Origin of the sequence: Helicobacter cappadocius, assembly GCF_030688855.1 — a bacterium.
GTDB classification, from domain to species: domain Bacteria; phylum Campylobacterota; class Campylobacteria; order Campylobacterales; family Helicobacteraceae; genus Helicobacter_J; species Helicobacter_J cappadocius.
In genome coordinates this window covers 145884-168367 of record NZ_JAUYZK010000002.1, presented here as the reverse complement: position 1 = coordinate 168367, position 22484 = coordinate 145884, and the positions used below count along the sequence as shown (strand labels likewise).

Annotated in this window: 22 protein-coding genes and 1 other RNA gene; 7 read left to right on the top strand and 16 right to left on the bottom strand. The window is 32.7% G+C overall.

All coding sequences use genetic code 11. The annotated features are described in order from the left end of the window. Positions 1 to 10: 10 nt before the first annotated feature. Genes lysS through Q5I06_RS02125 form a run of 4 tightly spaced genes read left to right on the top strand, consistent with a single transcriptional unit; the run spans position 11 to position 4210 of the window. Positions 11 to 1531 (top strand): lysine--tRNA ligase, encoded by a 1521-nt coding sequence (gene lysS / locus Q5I06_RS02140; protein ID WP_305516558.1) that lies wholly within the window; start codon positions 11 to 13, stop codon positions 1529 to 1531. A gap of 1 nt (position 1532) precedes the next feature. Continuing rightward, the gene (locus tag Q5I06_RS02135; RefSeq protein ID WP_305516557.1) at positions 1533 to 2783 is read left to right on the top strand and encodes a serine hydroxymethyltransferase; all 1251 of its coding nucleotides are present in this window, start codon (positions 1533 to 1535) and stop codon (positions 2781 to 2783) included. 9 nt (positions 2784 to 2792) lie between these two features. Then, positions 2793 to 3335: a DUF1882 domain-containing protein gene (locus Q5I06_RS02130; protein WP_305516556.1), complete on the top strand. Its 543-nt coding sequence runs from the start codon at positions 2793 to 2795 to the stop codon at positions 3333 to 3335. Between the two features lie 20 nt (positions 3336 to 3355). Further along, a complete protein-coding gene (locus tag Q5I06_RS02125; protein WP_305516555.1) occupies positions 3356 to 4210 on the top strand; it encodes an SPOR domain-containing protein in 855 nt (284 codons plus the stop codon). Positions 4211 to 4283: 73 nt separating this feature from the next. On the opposite strand, the gene bioV is transcribed toward Q5I06_RS02125, so the two are convergent. The 6 genes from bioV to Q5I06_RS02095 are packed head-to-tail and all read right to left on the bottom strand — an operon-like array spanning position 4284 to position 11831. Beyond that, positions 4284 to 4793, bottom strand: coding sequence for a pimelyl-ACP methyl ester esterase BioV (gene bioV, locus Q5I06_RS02120; RefSeq protein WP_305516554.1), 510 nt, complete (start codon positions 4791 to 4793; stop codon positions 4284 to 4286). Between the two features lie 6 nt (positions 4794 to 4799). After that, positions 4800 to 6461, bottom strand: a complete 1662-nt coding sequence (locus Q5I06_RS02115; protein WP_305516553.1) for an AAA family ATPase — start codon at positions 6459 to 6461, stop codon at positions 4800 to 4802. Next, a complete protein-coding gene (mtaB, locus tag Q5I06_RS02110) occupies positions 6451 to 7716 on the bottom strand; it encodes a tRNA (N(6)-L-threonylcarbamoyladenosine(37)-C(2))-methylthiotransferase MtaB (RefSeq protein WP_305516552.1) in 1266 nt (421 codons plus the stop codon). Before mtaB ends, Q5I06_RS02115 begins: the two co-directional genes overlap by 11 nt. Before the next feature lies 1 nt (position 7717). Then, positions 7718 to 9346, bottom strand: coding sequence for a mechanosensitive ion channel domain-containing protein (locus Q5I06_RS02105; protein ID WP_370690907.1), 1629 nt, complete (start codon positions 9344 to 9346; stop codon positions 7718 to 7720). A 2-nt stretch (positions 9347 to 9348) separates the two neighbouring features. After that, positions 9349 to 10389: a 3-dehydroquinate synthase gene (aroB, locus tag Q5I06_RS02100; RefSeq protein WP_305516625.1), complete on the bottom strand. Its 1041-nt coding sequence runs from the start codon at positions 10387 to 10389 to the stop codon at positions 9349 to 9351. A gap of 14 nt (positions 10390 to 10403) precedes the next feature. Next, positions 10404 to 11831 carry a COG3400 family protein gene (locus tag Q5I06_RS02095; protein WP_305516551.1) on the bottom strand — a complete coding sequence of 476 codons (1428 nt, stop codon included), beginning with the start codon at positions 11829 to 11831 and terminating at the stop codon, positions 10404 to 10406. A 76-nt stretch (positions 11832 to 11907) separates the two neighbouring features. On the opposite strand from Q5I06_RS02095, the gene tgt reads away from it, so the two are divergent. Continuing rightward, positions 11908 to 13035 carry a tRNA guanosine(34) transglycosylase Tgt gene (tgt, locus tag Q5I06_RS02090; protein ID WP_305516550.1) on the top strand — a complete coding sequence of 376 codons (1128 nt, stop codon included), beginning with the start codon at positions 11908 to 11910 and terminating at the stop codon, positions 13033 to 13035. A gap of 26 nt (positions 13036 to 13061) precedes the next feature. On the opposite strand, the gene Q5I06_RS02085 is transcribed toward tgt, so the two are convergent. The 6 genes from Q5I06_RS02085 to Q5I06_RS02060 all read right to left on the bottom strand — a co-directional run bounded on the left by Q5I06_RS02085 (position 13062) and on the right by Q5I06_RS02060 (position 17561). After that, positions 13062 to 13808 carry a carbonic anhydrase gene (locus Q5I06_RS02085; RefSeq protein WP_305516549.1) on the bottom strand — a complete coding sequence of 249 codons (747 nt, stop codon included), beginning with the start codon at positions 13806 to 13808 and terminating at the stop codon, positions 13062 to 13064. A 133-nt stretch (positions 13809 to 13941) separates the two neighbouring features. Continuing rightward, positions 13942 to 14039: signal recognition particle sRNA small type (gene ffs, locus Q5I06_RS02080), an RNA gene on the bottom strand. 67 nt (positions 14040 to 14106) lie between these two features. Beyond that, positions 14107 to 15381, bottom strand: coding sequence for an MFS transporter (gene tcuC, locus Q5I06_RS02075; protein WP_305516548.1), 1275 nt, complete (start codon positions 15379 to 15381; stop codon positions 14107 to 14109). A gap of 156 nt (positions 15382 to 15537) precedes the next feature. Then, positions 15538 to 16377 (bottom strand): bifunctional riboflavin kinase/FAD synthetase, encoded by an 840-nt coding sequence (locus tag Q5I06_RS02070; protein WP_305516547.1) that lies wholly within the window; start codon positions 16375 to 16377, stop codon positions 15538 to 15540. After that, the gene (tlyA, locus tag Q5I06_RS02065) at positions 16343 to 17056 is read right to left on the bottom strand and encodes a 23S rRNA (cytidine-2'-O)-methyltransferase TlyA (RefSeq protein ID WP_305516546.1); all 714 of its coding nucleotides are present in this window, start codon (positions 17054 to 17056) and stop codon (positions 16343 to 16345) included. The genes Q5I06_RS02070 and tlyA overlap by 35 nt, the downstream gene beginning before the upstream one ends. Before the next feature lie 13 nt (positions 17057 to 17069). Then, positions 17070 to 17561 (bottom strand): hypothetical protein, encoded by a 492-nt coding sequence (locus Q5I06_RS02060; protein ID WP_370690906.1) that lies wholly within the window; start codon positions 17559 to 17561, stop codon positions 17070 to 17072. A gap of 90 nt (positions 17562 to 17651) precedes the next feature. On the opposite strand from Q5I06_RS02060, the gene Q5I06_RS02055 reads away from it, so the two are divergent. Continuing rightward, a complete protein-coding gene (locus tag Q5I06_RS02055) occupies positions 17652 to 18530 on the top strand; it encodes an aspartate carbamoyltransferase catalytic subunit (RefSeq protein WP_305516545.1) in 879 nt (292 codons plus the stop codon). A gap of 140 nt (positions 18531 to 18670) precedes the next feature. After that, the gene (locus tag Q5I06_RS02050) at positions 18671 to 20095 is read left to right on the top strand and encodes an outer membrane family protein (protein WP_305516544.1); all 1425 of its coding nucleotides are present in this window, start codon (positions 18671 to 18673) and stop codon (positions 20093 to 20095) included. A gap of 87 nt (positions 20096 to 20182) precedes the next feature. Here Q5I06_RS02050 and Q5I06_RS02045 read toward each other — a convergent pair whose 3' ends face one another. From Q5I06_RS02045 to Q5I06_RS02030, 4 genes are all read right to left on the bottom strand, one after another. Further along, the gene (locus tag Q5I06_RS02045) at positions 20183 to 20557 is read right to left on the bottom strand and encodes a hypothetical protein (RefSeq protein ID WP_305516543.1); all 375 of its coding nucleotides are present in this window, start codon (positions 20555 to 20557) and stop codon (positions 20183 to 20185) included. Positions 20558 to 21004: 447 nt separating this feature from the next. Next, positions 21005 to 21625 (bottom strand): ankyrin repeat domain-containing protein, encoded by a 621-nt coding sequence (locus tag Q5I06_RS02040; RefSeq protein ID WP_305516542.1) that lies wholly within the window; start codon positions 21623 to 21625, stop codon positions 21005 to 21007. A gap of 13 nt (positions 21626 to 21638) precedes the next feature. Further along, a complete protein-coding gene (locus Q5I06_RS02035; protein WP_305516541.1) occupies positions 21639 to 22346 on the bottom strand; it encodes a hypothetical protein in 708 nt (235 codons plus the stop codon). Positions 22347 to 22361: 15 nt separating this feature from the next. Then, positions 22362 to 22484: a hypothetical protein gene (locus Q5I06_RS02030; protein WP_305516540.1), complete on the bottom strand. Its 123-nt coding sequence runs from the start codon at positions 22482 to 22484 to the stop codon at positions 22362 to 22364.

Genomic DNA, 22484 nt, shown 5'->3' with positions numbered 1-22484 from the left:
AGGGATAGGAATGTTTGAAAATCAATATATAAAACAACGGATACAAAAAGCTCAAGACCTACTGGAAATGGGTAAGAAACCTTACAGAAATGATTCTTCCAAAACCATTTCAAATCTTATTTTCACTCAAAAATTTGAAAATCTCAAATCCCTAGCAGAAGGAGAAAGAAAAGATGTTTCTTCTAGTTATTGGGTAAGCGGAAGAGTAAAATTTTTACGTTTGATGGGGAAGGCTGCCTTTATAAAAATTGAAGATCAAAGCGGTATTTTACAAGCTTATTTATCTCAAAATGACTTAGCAGAAGATTTTGAACTTGTAAAAAAAATTCTTGAAGTTGGGGATATTGTAAATATCTATGGCTACCCTTTTGTTACCAAAACAGGAGAACTAAGCATCCACACGATGGAATTTAAGATACTCACAAAATCTATTATTCCTCTACCTGAAAAATTTCATGGTCTTACAGATATCGAACTAAGATATAGACAAAGATACCTTGATCTCATAGTAAATCCAGATGTCAAAGAAACTTTCAAACTCCGATCTGCTATCATTTCAAATGTCCGAAGATTTTTTGAAGATAAAGGGTTTTTAGAGGTCGAAACGCCAATGCTTCACCCAATTCCAGGTGGTGCAAATGCCAAACCTTTTATTACTCACCATAATGCTCTTGATGTTCATAGATACCTCCGTATTGCCCCTGAGCTTTATCTCAAAAGATTAGTAGTTGGAGGATTTGAGGCTGTTTTTGAAATAAATAGAAACTTTAGAAATGAAGGAATGGATCACTCTCACAATCCAGAATTTACAATGATTGAGTTTTATTGGGCATACAAAACATACGAGGATCTAATTACATTAAGCAAGGAACTTTTTGCATATCTATTAGAAAAATTACATCTACCTACAAAAATTCCACATAATGGGAATGTGATTGACTTTAGCAATTTCACCATCATTTCTTACAAAGATGCATTAGAAAAAATAGGAAATATCTCAAGGGACATCATCGAAGATGAACAAAAGCTAAAAACATTTCTTCAAAAACATCATATAAAAATCGATTCTACAATGGGATATGGAAAGTTACTCGGAGAAGCATTTGATGAATTTGTAGAAGAGAAGCTTATTGATCCAACCTTCATTACTCAATACCCTATTGATATTAGTCCATTAGCTAGAAGAAATGACCAAAACCCTGAAATTGCAGATAGATTTGAACTCTTTATTGGTGGTAAAGAAATTGCAAATGGTTTTAGTGAATTAAACGATCCTCTAGATCAACTAGAAAGATTCAAAGCACAAGTGAAAGCGAAGGATGCTGGAGATGAAGAAGCTCAATATATGGATGAGGATTATGTATGGGCACTAGGATATGGTCTACCACCAACAGCAGGACAAGGAATTGGTATTGATAGGCTTGTAATGTTGCTCAGCGATTCCAAAACAATCAAGGATGTTATTTTATTTCCCGCAATGAAACCAGTTAAAATAGATTATAATAACTCCATCACAGAAGAAAGGGAATAAAATGAATTATGAAATACAAAAATCCGATAAAGAGATCTTTGATTTTATTAGCAAAGAACTTCAAAGACAAAATGATCATCTTGAGATGATTGCCAGTGAAAACTATACATTTCCTAGTGTTATGGAAGCTATGGGAAGTGTATTAACAAACAAATACGCTGAAGGATATCCGGGCAAAAGATATTACGGTGGTTGTGAATTTGTAGATGAAATTGAAAACATTGCCATCGCTAGAGCAAAAAAACTCTTTGGCTGTGAGTTTGCAAATGTTCAACCACATTCTGGATCTCAAGCAAATGGAGCTGTTTATGCTGCACTTTTGAAGCCTTATGACAAAATCTTAGGGATGGATTTGAGTCACGGTGGGCATCTTACACATGGAGCAAAAGTAAGCACAACAGGACAAACTTATCAGAGTTTTTTTTATGGTGTAGAACTTGATGGTAGAATCAACTATGAAAAGGTGGCTCAAATTGCTCAAATAGTAAAACCAAAAATGATTGTATGTGGATTTTCAGCATATACTAGAGAGCTTGATTTTAAGAGATTTCGAGAAATAGCTGACAGTGTAGGTGCAATCTTGATGGGTGATGTTGCACACATTGCTGGACTGATTGTTGCAGGAGAATATCCCAATCCTTTTCCACATTGCCATATTGTGACTACTACTACACACAAAACACTTCGCGGTCCTAGAGGGGGAATGATTTTGACAAATGATGAAGAAATTTCCCAGAAAATTAATAAAGCTGTTTTCCCCGGTATGCAAGGTGGTCCTTTGATGCATGTAATTGCTGCAAAAGCTGTAGGTTTTGGAGAAAATCTAAAACCAGAATGGAAAATTTATGCTAAAAATGTAAAAACAAATATCAAAACAATGGCTGAAGTTTTGGTATCTAGGGGCTATAATCTTGTCAGTGGAGGAAGTGATAATCACTTAATATTGATGAGCTTTTTGGATAAGCCTTTCAGTGGAAAAGATGCTGATATAGCACTTGGAAATGCGGGAATTACGGTAAATAAAAACACCGTCCCTGGCGAGAATAGAAGCCCTTTTGTTACTAGTGGAATTAGGATAGGCTCCCCTGCACTTACTGCAAGAGGGATGAAAGAAAAAGAATTTGAATGGATAGGCAATAAAATTGCTGATATACTTGATGATATTACAAATATTTCAAAACAAGCTAACATCAAAGAAGAAATAAAACAACTAACAAAAGGATTTATAGCTTATGAAAAACCTATTTTTTAAGGTAGTCTTATGACTGAGATGGATTTAAAGCTTATCAAAATGAATACTTCTTTTTATTATCAGAAAAAAGACGGTTTAGGCAAAAAGATTGCTCATCTAGGTAGGATCTTTTATGATAAGTTTGAAAAAGTTGATTCGTTACTCACAAGCACACTAATTCAAAAACATCTTAAAAAAGAGGTAATTTTAGCTCACTCTTTAATATTAAATGATAATAAAGTCGAAAATATTGTTTTTGATTACAATGGTAGAAATACTGAAAAATTCTACCATAAAGCCCAACTAATGTTAAGAGAAGAAGGTTTTATGAATTTTACTGCCTACCAATCAAAAACACCTGGTCATCTTCACCTGTATATCCATAAAGGACATACAGAACTAAGTGAAGGAAAAAGATTGGGTAGAATGTTATCGTTGAAGTTATCACAAATGTTTCCAACAGAATGGAAGGTATTTCCAAATGATGAAATGCCCACTGAATTTAATATATTAGCACTACCTTATGAAGTCTATGCAAAAGAGCGTGGTTCTTCATGGGCAAGGCATCTTTAATCTATACTAAGGAGTAAATAATGGAAGACAAAAAAGAGTTAAATGAAATTTTGCTAGGAGATAGCAATAATACACAATCATCAAAAACAAAAAAATTATTCTTGATGATCATCATCGCAATTGTGATTATTTTGATTTTATTGGTAGTAGCATGGAAAATGAAGACTCAAGATACAAAGGAAACCCCTACAACAACAGATAACTCCATCCAAAAAATGGATACTCTACATGATGCAACTGATACTAGTGATATGAATGATGATTTTGATAATATGTCTATTGATGATATGTCAAAGTCAGATGAAGATAGTAAATTTGACAAAATTGTTAAAGATATTAAATCAAAGCAACTAGCTAACCAGAGTCAAGCCGAAGATACTCACTTTAGCCCACCTGCCCAAGATTCTAGCGATGAAATGTTACCTATTACAAATCAAAAGGAAAATAAAGCATCTAGTATTTTAGACAATCACACTACTGAAAATGTGAAACCAGCACCAAAATCTACAACTAATGAGTCTTCCAAGGCGCAATCAATAAAACCGGCTCAAACAAAACCTGTAGTAAAAAAAGATACAAAACCAATCAATACAAAAAAAGAAGCTGTACCCACTAAGCCAAAACCTATCGTCAAAAATGGTTCTAATGCAACACCTGGTCATTATCTACAAGTAGGAGTTTTTAATAAAACACCTAACAAAGTTTTTATGGATAAGATCAGAAAATATACCTATCGCACCCAAACTTCAACATTAAATGGTGAAACTGTTACAAAATACCTGATAGGACCATACAAATCTAGAGCTGAAGCAGATAAAAATCTAGCAGACATTACAGCCAAAATAACAAAACCTGTCTATATTCAAATTAAATAATAGATTTGCTATAAACTCCTCATTAATTAATGGGGAGTTATAAGATTATTTACAATCCCCATGTTAATCATCTTTATTTCAAACAGTGATTGAATCCCTTCATAAAACATACCACCGCCAGTGAAGCAAAAAAATCCTTTGTGGTGTTTGCATCAATAATTCTATCATTTCCACCTAGATAAACTTCAATAGAAACTCCTTTTTTTATAATATATTCTAATTTATCCTTGCACCATTTATAGCTTAACAATGCCTCCAATTCTTCTAGAATACCTTCTTTAAAATATTTATTACACTCTTGATCTGCTCCTGCTTTATCTAAAAAATTTTGTATATAAGCTTGTCTATTTTTTTTGAAAGATAAAATCTGCAGACGTTTATAGGCTTCATTTTTATCTTCAAAAAATGCAGGAGAATAAAGAATGAGTTTTTGTACTCTTTGGTTTTTTTTTAGCCTGTTAAAAACCTCTTCGGTAGCTTTTTGAGCACCATAACTAAACCCGCTTATATCATAAATACTTTTATGTGAAAAATCTGTAAATAGAATTTCTTCGCCTTCAAAACAAAAACCACTAAAATACATCGCTTATCATCTCTTGTTTATTATTTCTTCGATATTTTGCTTAGTTAATCGTTCTTTTTCCAAAAGCACTTTTGATAGAGATATGATTACTTCTTTGTAATTATTTAAAAACTCCATTTGTTCTAAATGGGCAGCAGAAAGAATTCGTGAAATGTCTAAATCTTTAGTGATGATTTTATTTGCCATTCCATAGACTTCACACATTTCTTTGGCTATATTTTTAGCTTTTTTTATATCTTCTTTTGCATTGGTATATTTTTCACTCATTATCAATTCTAGTGCTATAACTCCACTCAAATAGACTTTTATTTTATTATTCATTTCGCTTCTACTTAATATTTCTTTATTCTTGTCAATAATAAAATCTGACACCAAAGCAACCTTGTCAAAATCAATATTTAGGTAGTATGCACTAATGACTTTGGCAGACTGATAAAGTGAGAGGATATTTTTTTCTTCTTCATTTAAACTGATAATCTTTTTTTTACCCAAAGCGACCTTATCTTTCACATCTAAAATATCTTTAAGCTCGATAATATCGCTTTTTCTCCTGAATGCATTTAATGCACTTTCATTTACTACAGAAGCAATCATTGCACCACTAAAACCTACACACATTTTAGATATTTCTACCAAATTAAGATTGTGTTTTTTATTTTGCAAATAGACTTGAAAAATCTCTTTTCTTTCTTCCAAATCTGGCATTTCTACATAAATCCTTCTATCAAATCTTCCGCTTCTAAGAAGAGCTTCATCGATCACTTCTATATTGTTAGTTGCACCAATAACAATCACATTATTGTTATCTCCAAAACCATCCATTTCAGTTAGTAGTTCATTGAGCGTAGCTTCTCGTTCATCGTTTCTTCCCTCTCCTCTGGCCTTTCCTACAGCATCTATTTCATCAATAAAAACTATTGAAGGGGAGTTTGCTTTTGCTTTTGAAAATAGTTCTCTAACTCGCTTCGCACCCATTCCCACATAAATCTGCACAAAACTACTTCCACTTTGATAAAAAAATGGCACATTGGCTTCACCGGCAACAGCTTTTGCTATCATTGTTTTACCTACACCAGGTGGTCCCACCAAAAGAACTCCTCTTGGCAAAGAGATTCCTAATTCCTTGTATTTTTGAGGATTCTTAAGATAATCGATAATTTCTATGAGTTCTTCTTTTGCCTCTTTTATTCCTGCAACATCTTTGAATCTCACCGAAGAGTTTATAGCAACAAGACTAGTATTAGATTTTTCAGGAATATTTTCTTTGGATACAAAGGGTCCATTTTCCAAAAGAAGCGATGTGCTTGAATTCTGGACTTGAATTCTTTTTTTCCAAAACAAAACAAATGCAATACCAAATAAAATAAATATAGTGATCGTATTTAAAATGATTGGGATACTTATATCTGTTTTTATTTGAATGGGAATATTATGTAAAATAGAAGAATCAATACCGATTTTTGCAACTTTATATGTTTTGTTTTCAAATGTAAAATAAAAGTATTGTTTATCTGCAGAAACCTGAGATATACTATGTGTTTGTAAAAACTCTTCAAAAGACTTCTGACTAATGAGTTGTGAGTTATCCTTTGAAAACATAAATACAATCAAAACTAAAACGACAACTATCCCAATAATACCTATCTTTAGATTATTCTTATTCTTCAATTTGTGCCTCGTTTATATCGCTTAACACCTTATAATCTGATACCACTAACCATTTGGAAGAAATAGGTGATTTTGAATGAATTTTGATTTTATTAAAATATTCATCAAGACCATTATAAAAACCATTTTGAAAATTTTCTATGAGGACATTCAGTGATTTTTTTTGAGATTTTAGATTTTTTCTAAAGGTAAGATTTTTTTCTTTGACAATAGTATTAAGTTGATGAAGTCTGTATTTTGAAATATTCCCATTGACTATATTTCCCATTGATGCTGAAGGAGTGTTTTCACGCGGACTATAAATAAATGGATGAATATGTGTAAGAGGAAGAGATTTTACATTTTCAAAAGCTTCTGCCCATACAAATTCATCCTCACCTGGATGACCTATGATAAAATCCGTTCCTATCGCAAATCCCTTTTTTGATATGTTTTGCAAAAGAATAAAATCATTGTCAAAACGATTATGACGATTCATTCTTTCAAGCATACTATTTTGTGTATATTGCAAGGCTATATGCAGATGTTTCTCCATAAAATCAGCATCTAAAAGTTCCAAAAACTCATCATTGATCTGACTTGGCTCTAAGCTTCCTATACGAATACGTTTTATTCCTGTAATCTTCGAGATAGATTTGATTAATTTAGCAATATTAGTGCCTTTATCCATGCCATAGCTACCCACATTTGTCCCTGTAAGAACCACCTCTGATATACCTTTATCTGCTAGGATGCTGATTTGATTGAGAATTTTTGAGCTATCCATACTTCTAGCCTTTCCTCTAACAAAAGGGATGATACAATAACTACAAGCAAAATCGCAACCTTCTTGGATTTTGATAAATGCTCTGTGTTTTCCCACAAATTCACTCACTAAAGTTGAATCAAGATGATCTTCATCTGCTCTATCGGTATAAAAAAATCTCTCCTGATAATGCAAGAAATCATCAATTTTTTCTTTATAGCTATGATCAAAAACCCCAAAAGTAAGATTTTTTTCAAAAAGTTTTTGACCTTGTGTTTTTACCCCACAACCCGTAAAATAAACCTTTTTACCAATATTGTGAAGTTTATTTACATAACTCCTCACACCACTATCAGCACCGTTTGTAACTGTGCAAGAATTCACCACTACAATATCTGCATTTTCCTCATCATCTACACATTCAAAGTTTTTAAGCTTTTCACGCATCACCTGAGTATCAAAAAGATTCGTGCGGCAGCCAAAGGTTTTGAAAAATATTTTTTGTGACATGTCAATCCTTTTCTTCTTCAATACTACCTGTTTTAACGGTTTTATTTCCAAAACCATCGGTACCATCCTTGATCAACTTAGTTGTTGTATAAGCGATAAAAATATCTGGTTCTTTTAAGATTTTTTCAATGATTTCTCCAGAAATAGTACTTCTAATAGTCAAGGTTGCATAAGCATTTGTCTGATACCAAACAGAGATTCTAATTCCATTAGACTCAATAATGCTAAAGGTTTTTGGCTCAATATTATTATTTCGTAAGGAATATTTATCTCTCATTTTATTGAGTTGTTTTCGTGTAATTTCAGTGTATCCACGCGAATATTTTGTTGCAACATCTGATGCAATAGAAAGTGCTTTCTTATAATTGGAATCAAAAGTGATAGTAAAATCCACACCATCCCAAACAGTCTTCATTCCTCCATGTGTATAGTTAGCAAACATCGTAGTAAAAATATAATTATTAGGAATAAAAATGATTCTACCAGCACGACGATTTTCCAAATAGGTAGTGAGGGTTACATCTTCGTGCATCGTGATACGAAGCATAGAAATATCTAAAACATCTCCAACATAGACACTTCCATCTTTACTCACCCTTATCCTATCCCCAACATGCACACTTCCACCAAGCACAATAACAAACCACCCCAAAACGCTCATAAATAAATCTTTCATTGCAATAGCTAGTCCTGCAGATGCAAAACCCAAAAATGCGACCAAATAGGTAACATTCTCTAAATAAGCAAATAATAAAATCAAAATGATGATACTGATATTGAAAAAATTAATGATTTTGCTAGCAGTATAGGCTCTTTCATTGTCATGGATATAACGTCTGACAAACACCTTCAAGGCTAACGCCAAGGCTATGGTAAAAATAACAGTGAGACCAATATAAATAAGTTTGAAAATCTGGTTTTTAATCTGAAGCTTGAGTCTAGCCACGACTTCATCACTATCTTTACTGTAAATATCAATAGTTGTATTAAGAATATTTTGAGCACTTTGAAGTTCTAATTTCTTACTTTGGTTTTGACGAATTTGATCAAGAATTTCTTTTGATTTATCAAACTCCCAAAGCTCCTGTAGTAAAAAATATTTTTTATCTAAATCTTTTATAATAGATTCTAAATTCTTTTGGTTTTTTTTGAGGATAGATTTTTGATTTTCAAGATTTTTGATAAAAGAAATACCACCGATAATGGCTATCGGATTAGAAATATTTGGAATATTGGTAATTTGAGGCTTTTCTATGAGTTCTTTGAAGGGATTGGTTTTATATTCTTGCAAAAGCTCTTCTTGTCTTTCTAGGGTTTCTAGCTTATGATTTAAGGTATTAATTTTGGAATTGTCAGCAGATTTGTGGTTTTTTAAATTTTTGAGTTCTTTTTTGATCTTTTCAATATCTGCTATGATTTGATTGTATATGGCAAAATTTGTGTATTTTTTTAACCAAATACTTTTGTTTGAAGATATTTTGTCGTTAATTTGCTTTATTTGGATTTTGAGTGACTGGATTTGGGAGTCATTATTTTTGATTGTATTATTTACATGTTCAGCTTGCAGTAGATTAAAGCCAAAAAATACGAGAATGAGGGCTATTATAGAGAATTTAAAATGATAGTTCATTGCTATTTGCCCCACTTTTTCAATGTTTCAAAAAGTTTATCTTTAGGCACTTCATCTGTTATTGCAACATCACCAATACCTTTTGGAAAGATAAATTTTATTTTATCATTTTGAGTTTTTTTATCCAAGAAAAACTTGTCATAAAAACTTTCAACATCTTTGATGTGATAGTTGTGATTTAGATCATAACGATTGAGCAAAAAATCTATAGATTTAATATTTTCTACACTCATTAAGCCAAGCTTTAAAGCTAAATCATTTGCCATCCTCATGCCAATTGCCACAGCTTCTCCATGTAAGAATGTATGATAATTGGTTTCGTTCTCAATCACATGAGCAAATGTGTGACCATAGTTGAGTGCTCCACGAATACCCTGCTCTGTTTCATCCAAACTTACAACATTAGCCTTAATCTGAATGCTTCTAGCAATCGCAATTTCAAGACAATCTCTATCGTTTAGATCATTGTCTTTGAGCCAATTAAAAAAATCCTTATCAAAACAAACTGCCATTTTTATTATTTCAGCAACTCCTGCACTAAATTCTCTTTTGGGCAGGGTCTGAAGATACAATGGATTAACATAGACAGCTTTAGGTTGATGAAAAATCCCTACGAGGTTTTTTCCAAACCTATTATTGATGCCTGTTTTACCACCCACGGAAGCATCCACTTGAGCAAGTAGAGTTGTAGGGATCGTTATAAAATCGACACCTCTTTGATAAATCCCACTGGCAAAACCCACCATATCGCTTATAACTCCTCCGCCAAGTGCTATCATTAGAGATTTTCTATCCAACCTACTCTCAAAAGCAACTTCAAGAATCTTATCAATACTTTCAAAATTCTTGTGACTTTCTCCATCAGGAACAATACTCACAAAGACTTCATCAGCTTGGATGCAATCTAACAAATCTTGTAAATACATCCCTGCTATCTTTGGATTACTCACTACAAGAACCTTGCCTTTGTGAATAATTTTATCAAGTCTGCCTATTTTTACAGAGTAAGTGAGATTAGATGTCGAAACAGTGATTTCTTGTATTTTTTTCACGTATATTACTCTGTAATAGGAATAAAAATTTGAGGATTATTATCCAACATAAAAGAAATTTTTTCTACTTTTGTAGAAGCGAACCAAAAAAATCTCGTCCTTGTAATACAATGTTCAAAAGGCAGAAACTGTAAAAGCGGATTTTTAGATTCCTTTAGGAATAAAATAGGATTTTTAGAATTTGTGCGAGTGATTTTAATTTTCTTATCAAAAATACGCGAAAGATTTTGATAATCTCGTGCAACTTCAATTTGATAGTGTTTATCAGGATCAAAATCATAAAGCAACACTCCTAATCCCATCTGAATAGAAATATCAAAAATGATCGAAGAAATATTTTCCCCCTCATTCATTTCATCATTGAGAACAACAACGCTATCTCTTAGATTTTCCAAGCTTCTTGAGCTGCTCTTAAACACAGGGGTAGAAAGTTCAAAAAGTGCCTTTCTATGAAAACGAGAAGAGAAAATTTCTTTACCAATAACAACTAAACCTATTTTCTTTTCAGCATCTTCTTGTAGCTTTTGAACAAAACTCATCCCATTGTATTCTAGCATCACATTTACATCTAGCTCATCAAGTGCTTTTATCTCTTTGAGAAGTTCAAAATTAGATGGATTGAGTACGCAAATATTCAATCTTGCACTTTTTGTATTTTTGTGTATAAAGAGTGCTTGTTGAATATCTCTCATCACGGATTTTTTTGACTGCAAGAGAGTATCAACATAAACATAAATATCTTTTCCAAAAGGTGCAGGGAATTGACCTATATCACTTTTTATTTGCCTATACACATTTTCTAGAACTTTTGGATCTCCAGCTACCAACAAAACATCTGTAGGTTGTATAACAATCGAATAATTACTCAAAATAAATTCGCCATGCCTATAAATCCCAACAATTTTATAGTTTTTTTGTTCTATTGATCCAATATGACGATAGGTAAACACACTACCAAAAGGCACACCTATTTCCATCACTTCACCCTGCTCCAAGCCAAATCCTTGCGGAATCAATGGAACATTAGGAAGTCTAGCTAAGAGTCTTCCTGCAATAGTTTTGGCCTCTTCTATAACAACTGATCTTTCATCTTCTAATATGCTAGGGAGCGTAATTTCATCCTCATAAGCAGTCAAGACAATTCGAATATCTTTGTGCTTATTTTTAATAATTTCATATACAATCTCACGTTCTTTTGGATCTTCCATTATGATAAAAACATCGCTGATTTCATTATTTACAATATTCAAAAGTTTATACGCAGAGGTTGGATCAAAAATTTGAAAATTAAATGTACTAGGAATCTTTTCTGGCACAAAGCTAGAATCTTTTGAAATAACCGTATAGAGATTATTGCTAAAATATTTTTCAAGCACAGTTTCAAAAAATTTTTTTGCTACAATTCCATCACCAATCAAAACAATTTTTTTCAAATATATCCCTTTGCTTAAAGTTAATTTATATTGACCTGTTCTTTTATGCTTATGATTATACCAAAAGGTTTAAAATATGGATTTTAAAATTGATGCTATTGATGAAAATGCCCGGGCAACCACAATTCAACTCGCACATTCTATTGTACAAACACCTGTTTTCATGCCCGTAGGAACACAAGCGTGTATCAAAGGGCTAGATACTTATGATATAAAAAACCTACTAGATGCAAAAATTATATTAGCTAATACCTACCATATGTATTTGCGAATGGGTCAAGAAGCGATGAAAAAAATAGGGGGGTTGCATAAATTCACAGGATTTGATAGAAGTTTTTTGACCGATAGTGGTGGATTTCAAGCGTTTAGTCTGAGTAAAAATATGAAAAAACATACTGAAGGAATTGAATTCAAATCTCATATTGATGGGAGTAAGCATTTTTTCACCCCTGAAAATGTTTTAGATATGCAATATGCCCTAAATAGCGATATTATGATGGTATTAGATGATTTAATAGGACTTCCTGCCAGTAAAGAACGTATCAAAGAATCCGTAGAAAAAACAACATTATGGGCAAAAAGAAGCATAGAATACCATCTTCTACAAAAAAGTTACGATCTGGGACAAACCAATCACCTATTTGCGATCGTTCAAGGAGGCACGGATAAAGATTTGAGAACTTTGAGTGCAAAATCGCTCATAGAGCTTGGAGATTTTGATGGATATGCTATCGGAGGATTAGCAGTGGGAGAAGCTGCTAATGAAATGTATCAAAGCATAGAGTATGTTACAGACCTTCTACCAACAAAAAAACCTAGATATTTAATGGGAGTAGGAACACCTGAAAATATCCTAGAAGCAATTGAGCGAGGTGTGGATATGTTTGATTGTGTGATGCCTACTAGAAATGCTAGAAATGCCACCTTATTTACTTCTAAAGGAAAAATCAATATCAAATCATCTAAATACAAACTTGATGAAAATTCAATTGACGAAAAATGCGATTGTTATACTTGTAAAAATTATTCTAGATCTTACATACATCATCTTTTTAGATGCAATGAAATCACCTACCACAAACTAGCAAGTATTCATAATCTCAGGTACTATCTTAATCTAACCAAAGAGGCTAGAGAAGCTATTATAAATGGAAAATTCAAAGAATACAAAAAAAATATTTACGAGGAGTTTGCAGAGTTATAGCACCGAGTTTGGTGCTATAGATAATATTATTGCTGAATATACAATTCAACCTTTCTATTGTTCAGTGGTTGAACAGGTCTATTGTTGGATTCTTTCAGGGTTTGTTGTATTTTTTTTATCTGATCTTTTGAGACTTCAAGAGGTTCTTTGAGTATAAACCAACTCACGCCTTCTGTACAAGGAGGAGTAGTCAAAGATCCATCATAATGAAAAAAATCAAGTTTTTTTGGAATAAGTTTTCCTAAATCAACATTTGAAACTTTGATTTTCTCACCCACTTTTTGAGGCATAGCCTTCCATACTGGATCTAAAATTTTATTATCTTTGCCCTCTTTAAACCAAATAGCTACAACCAACAAGTGTCCATCTTTATCCTGATGCACCAAGTGCATCTCAAGTGGATATTGCTTATTTTTGAGTAGATTTTCTGCTGGGGAATGGAAGTGGAATTGTGTGAGGTAATATCGATGTCCATCTATAGACACATAAGCATCTTTATTGTATTCAACCCTGATAGTTCTACCATCATCTACTTCTAATTTTGGAAAAGCTTTATAAGAAAAAATGATTTTGTAAGGCATTTTTGTCTCAGTAAAATTGGTTATATTAACCGGTGATTGAGACTTGCCAAGCGAACAGGTATCAAAATCCTTTGAAATCTTCCCCCAATTTTGTGGAGAATTTTTTCCTTCATAATCCCATTTGGGTCCATTAGCAAAAGCTACTGATGAAAACACCAGAGCAACTCCTAAGCATAAAGCTATTTTTTTCATCGAAGATCTCCTTTTTTTGTTTTGTATACACTTGAAAATATGATAAAAAAATATTCATAGAAAGTAAATGAGGGTAAAGTTGAAATATTTTTAAAATAAGAAAATATTGAGAATAAATATATGGGTTATAAACCCCTCTCCAGATGGCTAAGGCACACCATAGTATGGGCTACTCTGCTGTGTTCCCACCCTGAAGCATTATCCCAAGCTATAATTGCATAGGTCTGAAAAGAGGCAAACAAATTATATAATTCTTGGGCTTAATAAAAACTTTTACTCTAAAAAAACTATATTGTTTTTAAATTTTTCTTTTTTTAAATAAAATTGTTGTGGCAAAAAGACTACAAAGCCCGGCTATACTTAGCCAAATACCAGGCATAGCCTTATTATTTGTAAGCTCGATAAAATATGTCGAGATTACAGGAGTAAAACCTCCAAAAATAGCCACTGCCAAAGAATAAGTCAGCGAGAATCCGAGCACTCTCACACTAGAAGGCATCACCTCTGAGAGTGCTACCACCATTGCTCCATTGTAGCTACCATATATGAAACTAAGCCAAAGCTCAACTATCATAAGATTGACAAAGCTGATATGATGCACCAAAAAATACATTACCGGATAAGCTGTGAAAAAACTCAGCAAAGTCATCACTATCAAGATAGGCTTACGACCAATTTTATCGCTTAATGCACCCATAACAGGAAGCCAGAAAAAATTACTTGCTCCAATAATTGCTGTGATTAAAAAACTATCCAATCTTGAAAGATTTAAAATATTACTTGCAAATGTTGGAGTATAGGATGTAATAAAATAAAAAGTTACAGTTGTCATCATGACAAACAACGATCCTAATACCATAATTTTCCAATTTTTAAATATATCAAAAATCATTTCTTTAATCTTGCTCACACCTTGAGATTTTCGCGTTTCAAATTCGGGGGTCTCTTGGAGTGTTTTTCTGATGATTATCAAAAATGGCACAACCAAACAACCAAAAACAAAAGGAATCCGCCAACCCCATTCGCTCATTACCAAGTCTCCAAAAATATAATGCAACCCTACCCCAAAGAGCCCTGCAACAACTGTAGCAACCTGTTGAGAAGCACTTTGCCAAGAAACATAAAAACCTTTTTTATTTGATGGGGCAATTTCTGCTAAATATACACTCACGCCCCCTAACTCTGCCCCTGCACTAAATCCTTGTAGCAACCTCCCTATGACTACAATAATAGGTGCAAAAATCCCTATTTGTGAATACGAAGGAGTTATTGCAATACTCAAAGTTCCAAGTGCCATAAGAGAGAGGGTTATCAAAAGACCTTTTTTTCGTCCGTGTCTATCCATATAAGATCCCAAAACAATCGCACCAATTGGACGCATCAAAAATCCAACCCCAAAAGCCATAAAACTCATCATAATTGATGTAAATTGGCTATGTGAAGGAAAAAATACCTGTGCGATAAAACTAGCATAAAATCCATACACTGCAAAATCATACATTTCCAAAAAATTTCCACTACAAACTCTAAATATTGATTTTGCATCTTCTATTGCTTTTTTACGAGTATTCATCTTTGGCTCCTGAATGGATTATTAAAAGCAATAACTTTGATATGTTTTGACTTAAAAATATATTTATAAAAAAAACTAGCGTATTTTTTTGTACAATTTTTTACATTTTTACCAGTTTTTCCTTTTAGAATAATATTTTACACTTAAAAAATTTATTTAGGTATTCAAGATATCTTTTGCATTTTTGATGTCTAAAGATATTTGATGCTTTAATTCTGAGAGATTTTCAAAATGTCTATTATCACGGATTTTATCGACAAATTCTATTTGAATAGTCTTTTCTTCCAACTCGATATTTTTGTCTAAGATATGAGTTTCAATAGAAAAATGTCTATCTGTACTGAGCCGATTACCCACAAAAGACACCGAAGGAAAAACTCTTGATTTAAAATGAGTAAAACTTGCATACACTCCGTTTCCAGGTAGTACAAAAGATTGGGTTTTGATATTAATGGTAGGATAAAGCTCCTTGGAACCTAAATTTTGACCACAAATTACTCCGCCTTCTAAACTATAGTTTCTCCCTAAAAGTTTATTCGCGAGTTTTATATCTCCAAAACCAATCAGCTCTCTAATAATACTTGAATGTAATGGGAGATTTTCTATTTTGATTTCTGGAACAATCAGCACTTCTGCCTTAAAAAGACTTTTAAGATCATCTGCTCCATAACTTTTATCTTTTCCAAATCTAAAATCATAGCCAACGACAATTCTTTTAAGGTTTGGAAGTTTTTTATCTAAAAAATCCGCAAATCTTTCACCATCCCAAGAATGAATATCCTTAAAAGGAAGTTTATAAGATGGCTTAGAGATTAGTTTTTCGCGTATTTTTAATGGAGTGAGAAATTTTGAATGACTTTTATGTATAACAAGCACACAAGAATTATCATCCAAGTATTTAAAAAGTTTTTTATGTGCAATATGCACTCCATCAAACTTTCCAATAGCAACACTAGAGTATTCAAGACTTTTTGACATGGATAAAAAATTCTTCATTCCCCTCTTTTCCTTTTAATAATGATTTTTCAATATTCAAAATTTTGAGTGACTTAGCATAAAGTTCAGTTGAAAATTGATCTATCCTTTTTCGGATCGCATCTTTATCCATAATCACACCTTTTTTATTGCGTTTGACTCCCACACCAACCTCAAACTGTGGCTTGAATAGCAATATCAATTCATCACTAAAAACACACAAATAATCTAAAATCTTACTCAATGAAATAAAACTAACATCACATACTAGCAAATCAAATTTTTCTTCTAATGAAAAATCTCTAATATCACACTCTTCAAATAATCTAATCTTAGAATTATTTCTCAACGCATTATCAAGCTGATTGCATCCTACATCTACACAAACAACCTCGATTGCACCAAAATTAAGTAAAACTTGTGCAAATCCTCCAGTGCTAGAACCCACATCTAAAACCTTCTTGCCATCACAATCAATATGATTGGCAAAAAAATAGCCTGATAACTTTCTCCCTGCACGGGAAACTAAATATTCATCCATATCTATTTCAACAATATTTTCGATAAATTCTATAATCTCAAAAGAAGGTTTATTGATCACAGAACCATTGATTTTTACCTTGCCATTACAAATAAGTTCTTTTGCTTTTTCTCTACTTTTACAATAATTATTTTTTGCTAAATAAATATCTAATCTCATTTGAAGAATCTTTTCATATTTGCATCGGGGCAGCTTCATAGGCAAAATTAAAAACGATTTTCCCTAAATTATACACCTTCATCACCAATTTTGCATCTCTTGATGCTAGAGGATCAAGCTTGTCAAAAGCAACTAAAAAATTTCTGCTCCATTTGTTTGATGGATGAAGTATCTCATCAAAATCATCTTTTGTTATTTCTCTACTCCAGATGGGAGATTTACCAAAAAGAGTAAACTCAATCATATCGTTCAAAAATATTTCCTTATTTTCACTAAATATCTCCACAAAAAAATATTCTCTTCCGCTATAAATAACATTATCAACCTCATTTAGATGAATCGCCACAGCCACAACAACTGGTTTTTGATGTTTTAATATTTCACCCTTACGAGAAGCTTGTATTTTTTTTTCAAAAATAATATCAGGTTTATAAGTATCTTCATAATAGCTAGTGCAGCCTAGGAAAATAAAAATACCAAGAAGAACCAGAAAAAAACTTTTCATTATTATATAAATCCAAATAAAATATTTTTTGTTTTTATGCTTACTTGCGATAAAATCATAGCGAATTTTATCACAAAGATTGGAGCAAGAATGCGACATTTGATACAAACAACTGATTTGGATAAAGATGAGATCAATATCATCTTAAATAGTGCCAAAAACTATCTAAAAGATGATGTTGCTCAAACCCTTAAAGGGAAGATGGCTATTACAATATTTTTTGAAAACTCTACAAGAACTTTAAGTAGCTTCGAAATAGCACTAAAAAGACTAGGGGCAAGTGTGGTGAGATTAGATGTGTCAAAAAGCTCTACAGCAAAAGGAGAATCCATCTCTGATACGGCAGCTAATCTCAATGCAATGAAACCTAATGCTATCATCATTCGTCACAAAAATGCTGGTGCAGGAGATCATTTGTCCAAATATGTTTCTTGCCCAATTATCAATGGCGGAGATGGAGCTCACGCACACCCAACACAGGCATTGCTTGATCTTTTTACCATACAGAATCATTTTAAAACCACCCTAGAAGGAAAACGCATTGCTATTATCGGGGATATAAAGAATTCTCGCGTAGCCAACAGCAATATCGAACTTCTAGGACGCTATGGAATGAAAATCACTCTAGTTGCCCCTCCGCACTTTCTCCCAAAAACAGATTTGCCAACAACCTCTGACATCACCTCTATTATTGATTCTGTAGATGTTTTGATGAGTCTAAGGACTCAAATCGAAAGACACGATACGCAAACTTATGGATCGCTAAAAGATTATGCACACAATTTTTGCATCACAAAAGAACTCATTAGGGATAAAAACATCATCATTTTGCATCCAGGTCCAGTGAATAGAAATATCGATATTGAAGATGAAGTACTTAAAGATAGCAGATGTAAAGTTTTAGAGCAAGTAACTAATGGAGTGGCAGTAAGAATGGCGGTTATGGAGCATTTTATACTCAATCATTAAAATAGATGTGTAAAAAATGCACAAGAGAAAAACTACCCACTTTTTATAGCCAAGAAACCAAAATAAATGTGTTATAATTTTTAGGAGTGCTCAAAATATCGCTAAGAGCCTCCAAAAACCACTATATTAGGGAGAGCATCATGAAAAAATCATATTTTGGTTTCATTGCACTAGCTTTGTTTGGCACCACTTGGCTAGATGCTTTCGACTATAAAATAAGCGGGAAAGCTGAATCTTTTTCAAAATTCGGTTTCAATAATACGCCTATAAACTCAACAGAAGGTAAATATCCCACTGAGAGCTTTGTAACAATGGTGGGGGGATTACAAATAGACATGAACTTGCTCCCGCAATCTTTTTCAGAACAGAGCTTAACTGGTGGATTAGGTGGAATGGTAGGAGGTCTTGCGTATGATTCTGGGAGAAATCTTATTGATGAAGCCAACGGAAAACCTTTTGGTTCTGCAACCTTTAACTATATCGGATATTATGCAAAATACGATGGTACGGCTGCTTGGCAAAAGCCCGACTCTCAATACAATATCGGAATGACTCAAAATACAAGACATTATGTCCTCTATAATGCTTATTTAAACTATGATTATAATGGTATCTTTGGTATCAAGGGTGGGCGATATGAATCCACTGCTGATTTTCATAGTGGTTTTACGCAAGGATTTGAAGTTTATGCGAAAATTTCTGAAGTTAAACTTTGGTGGTTTAGCTCTTACGGAAGAGCTTTTGCCTATGATGAGTGGCTCTATGACTTCTATGCACCCAAAACATATACAGAGCCTTCAGGAAGAGTTGTTAATCTAGGTATTCATATTTTTAAGACAACTTGGTATCATAATGGTATCACTATCGCTCCATTCATCCAATTCTCTCCAAAAACCTATACAACCCCTGCCATTGAAGTGGGTTATGACACCAATCCCGAATTTGATGGCAATGGCTTTAGATCTCAAACTACCATTATTGGACTTTTTTCTGTATGGGATAAAAATGTGCGAAGCGGATACAGATATGGGAACCAAACAGGTGCAGATGGTCAAACATTACTCATCAAACAACGATTTGACATCAATAACTACAATATTGGCGGTGGAATCTACAAAAACTTTAAAAATGCCAATGCCCATATGGGGACTTATGGAAATCCTGTGGGAATAGATTTTTGGACAGCGAGTGTCTATGATATAGGTGCTTCTATCAGCGATATGATGGGTAAAGATGCTTTTACAGGATTTCTCTATGGTGGGGGATATTATGTACTAGGCAATAGTAAAAACTTCGGAGGTAAGCTTAATTGGGGAATTCTAGGGCGTCTCACAACTAGCGACAGAAGTAATGAGCAAAGTATTGCTGTGAATGCAGACTATCAATTTTCATCCCCTTTTCAATTAGCTGTTGGTCTGAAATTAGAATATTACCGAGATCTCACAAAAGAAGGTTATAAGGTTGGTGTAAGCGGTCCTGTACCGCTAAGACCTGATGGCAGCAAACAACCTCAAGATATATCCGACAGAAGCCATATGATGGCATATATCAGGTATGGATTCTAGGATTTTATATGGCTTATTTTAGAAGGAATGCAAACTAATGAATAATATTTAGCTTGATAGAAACTGGTATATTTTTCCACAATCTTTCTAGCTATCCACATCTATATCGCCCCAATCTTCTTTTGAAAACAGCCGTCCAAAAACGTGTTGTCTCCAAGTAGAGATTCTTAGGATTTCATTGCATTGTTTTTCTGCGGTTTGAAAAAAAAGGTTTTTTCTACCATCAGTTCTTTGTGAAGATTGAAGTTTTGTATGGTGTCTATAGTTTCTATAATAGTCTTTTCCAAAAATATCAGTGATGATATCTTTCAGATTTTCTTTAAATTCTATATTTCCATAACGAAGATATTCTATACATCTCCAATGCCATATCATAGAGATTTCTTTTTGGATATGGATTTCTGTGGTGGGACGTAGAGAAGAAACTGCTAGTGTTTTTTTCACACTATTATCTTGCCCCATAAATATCTCTTCACTTCCTAAAACAATCCTCTTATATCTATATGGACTTATTCTTCCAATCAAATAAATAGACCAAGTCAAAGATTCTATAGACCAATATTCAGATGCTATTTGAAGTTCGTCTTCATCTAATTCACCTACATCTTTTTAAAACGATCTAATTTGATTTTTTGACAAATAAATGATTGGTGCGGAAGATTTTCTTTTACAAGCCAATCAAAAATCACTTGTTTATAATCGTTTTTCCGATCTAAAGAATATTTCTTCCCAAAAAACGATATCACGTTCTAACGCAATTCTTTAGGTAATCACACTAATAATTGTTGCTTGATTGATTATGTCTTTGATTGTCTTTGTTATCATTTTTTATTTCCAAAACTTTGTTTAAACCCGCCTTCTTTATTCCCATGTTGCCTATAGATATCTCAATACAGACAGAATAAATCTTCAAATATACATAATACTAGATAAATATTTTACAATATCTATAAAATCATTATTAACAGCTAGTGCTAGAGGATAGTTGCCTTGCTTTGTTTTTACTCTAAAATTAGCTCCAGATTCAACCAATGAACGAACAATTTCAAAATTATCTCTTGAGTCAGAAATTTTAATCAAACAAGCCATATGCAAAGGTGTGATATCTTGTTTATCTCCCAAATGAATATCTGCACCCATTTGTAAAAATTTATCAAAAAAAGATCTTTGTTTTAGCATAATAGAAAATAAAATAGGAGTACTTCCTTCATTGTCAGAGTCATTTAGCATATTTACAATGGATGGGTATGTCTCAAGTAAATAATGCAATCTTTCTATTTTTTTGCTAAATATCACAGAATGCAATATTCCCTCTCCTAAATCATTCTTCGCAAATAAATCAGCGCCCCTTGATAACAAATATTTATAAACTTCAGAATCACAATCACTGATCGCGTATAAAAGCAACGAGTCATTATATTCATCAATAAAGGAATGATTGATGTCATAGTGATTTTTATAATGCTCTAAAAAATTTTGATCATTATTGCAAAGTGCATTTTTAAGTTTTTCTTCAAAATCAGTATTCATTCATTATTTCTATTTATTTGAAGTTTTGTACCAAAAAATATTTCACATCGGTTTGATTTAACAATAACAAATGCTCTGCACCAAATAAATACAATTCTTTGGCCCTTATTAAGGTTTCTTTATAAAGTAACTTAATCCTTTTTTCTCCCTCTTCTAATTCGATAAGGCTACTTAACTCATCAAACTCCATATCAAAATCAAATTGACATAAAACTACATCCAAAAGAGTATCTGAGAAACAAACCTGAATGCTAAAACGCAATGGTAACAAAAACTTGGATCTAAATACCTTGAAATGATAAGGGTTATGTTTGAAGTTTTTTAGATGATTTACTTCAAGGATAGAAAGATTAGAGGAGTCAAAATCATAAAAATCTAGCAATTCCTCGCTACTATCTAGCAATAGGACATCTCGAACTTTTTTTTCATCAGGAAAATAAATTCTGCTATAAAACATCATCTTGTTATTGATATCAAAACACCCCAAACAATACTCTGGATAAAATGATCTTAAGGGATTATAAAAATAACACTCTATAGAACTCCCAAATACATCTAGCAGAAATCCTAGTCCAAAATCTTTGATTTGTTTTTTTGTGAGTTTTTTGTGTTCCCAGTCCTGACCCAAAATCTTCTCAATTTGAGATTTTTTGATTTTAGGCTTATAGTTAAAACGGACTAGGTCACTCCCTTCTTTTTTGGAAATAAACATTTTTATCATCTTGAAACCTTTATCTTATGGATCAATGCGTTTATTTGGATCGGGTTTTTTTCTTCTGTTATTGTGGTCATCTACTTCTAAATATTTAACTCGTTTAACATCCTTGAACTTTTCTGCTAATATTTCCATTCTTTTCAT

Excerpts from the sequence above, each read along its gene's own strand:
- Q5I06_RS02045 (WP_305516543.1), bottom strand. The coding sequence starts at position 20,557 with ATGGGGCAAGATAATAGTGTGAAAAAAACACTAGCAGTTTCTTCTCTA.
- Q5I06_RS02125 (WP_305516555.1), top strand. The coding sequence starts at position 3,356 with ATGGAAGACAAAAAAGAGTTAAATGAAATTTTGCTAGGAGATAGCAAT.
- tgt (WP_305516550.1), top strand. The coding sequence starts at position 11,908 with ATGGATTTTAAAATTGATGCTATTGATGAAAATGCCCGGGCAACCACA.
- tcuC (WP_305516548.1), bottom strand. The coding sequence starts at position 15,381 with ATGAATACTCGTAAAAAAGCAATAGAAGATGCAAAATCAATATTTAGA.
- Q5I06_RS02105 (WP_370690907.1), bottom strand. The coding sequence starts at position 9,346 with ATGAACTATCATTTTAAATTCTCTATAATAGCCCTCATTCTCGTATTT.
- Q5I06_RS02040 (WP_305516542.1), bottom strand. The coding sequence starts at position 21,625 with ATGAATACTGATTTTGAAGAAAAACTTAAAAATGCACTTTGCAATAAT.
- Q5I06_RS02050 (WP_305516544.1), top strand. The coding sequence starts at position 18,671 with ATGAAAAAATCATATTTTGGTTTCATTGCACTAGCTTTGTTTGGCACC.
- Q5I06_RS02070 (WP_305516547.1), bottom strand. The coding sequence starts at position 16,377 with ATGAAGAATTTTTTATCCATGTCAAAAAGTCTTGAATACTCTAGTGTT.
- Q5I06_RS02030 (WP_305516540.1), bottom strand. The coding sequence starts at position 22,484 with ATGAAAAGAATGGAAATATTAGCAGAAAAGTTCAAGGATGTTAAACGA.
- Q5I06_RS02130 (WP_305516556.1), top strand. The coding sequence starts at position 2,793 with ATGACTGAGATGGATTTAAAGCTTATCAAAATGAATACTTCTTTTTAT.
- Q5I06_RS02035 (WP_305516541.1), bottom strand. The coding sequence starts at position 22,346 with ATGATAAAAATGTTTATTTCCAAAAAAGAAGGGAGTGACCTAGTCCGT.
- lysS (WP_305516558.1), top strand. The coding sequence starts at position 11 with ATGTTTGAAAATCAATATATAAAACAACGGATACAAAAAGCTCAAGAC.
- mtaB (WP_305516552.1), bottom strand. The coding sequence starts at position 7,716 with ATGTCACAAAAAATATTTTTCAAAACCTTTGGCTGCCGCACGAATCTT.
- Q5I06_RS02055 (WP_305516545.1), top strand. The coding sequence starts at position 17,652 with ATGCGACATTTGATACAAACAACTGATTTGGATAAAGATGAGATCAAT.
- Q5I06_RS02060 (WP_370690906.1), bottom strand. The coding sequence starts at position 17,561 with ATGAAAAGTTTTTTTCTGGTTCTTCTTGGTATTTTTATTTTCCTAGGC.
- bioV (WP_305516554.1), bottom strand. The coding sequence starts at position 4,793 with ATGTATTTTAGTGGTTTTTGTTTTGAAGGCGAAGAAATTCTATTTACA.
- Q5I06_RS02135 (WP_305516557.1), top strand. The coding sequence starts at position 1,533 with ATGAATTATGAAATACAAAAATCCGATAAAGAGATCTTTGATTTTATT.
- Q5I06_RS02085 (WP_305516549.1), bottom strand. The coding sequence starts at position 13,808 with ATGAAAAAAATAGCTTTATGCTTAGGAGTTGCTCTGGTGTTTTCATCA.
- tlyA (WP_305516546.1), bottom strand. The coding sequence starts at position 17,056 with ATGAGATTAGATATTTATTTAGCAAAAAATAATTATTGTAAAAGTAGA.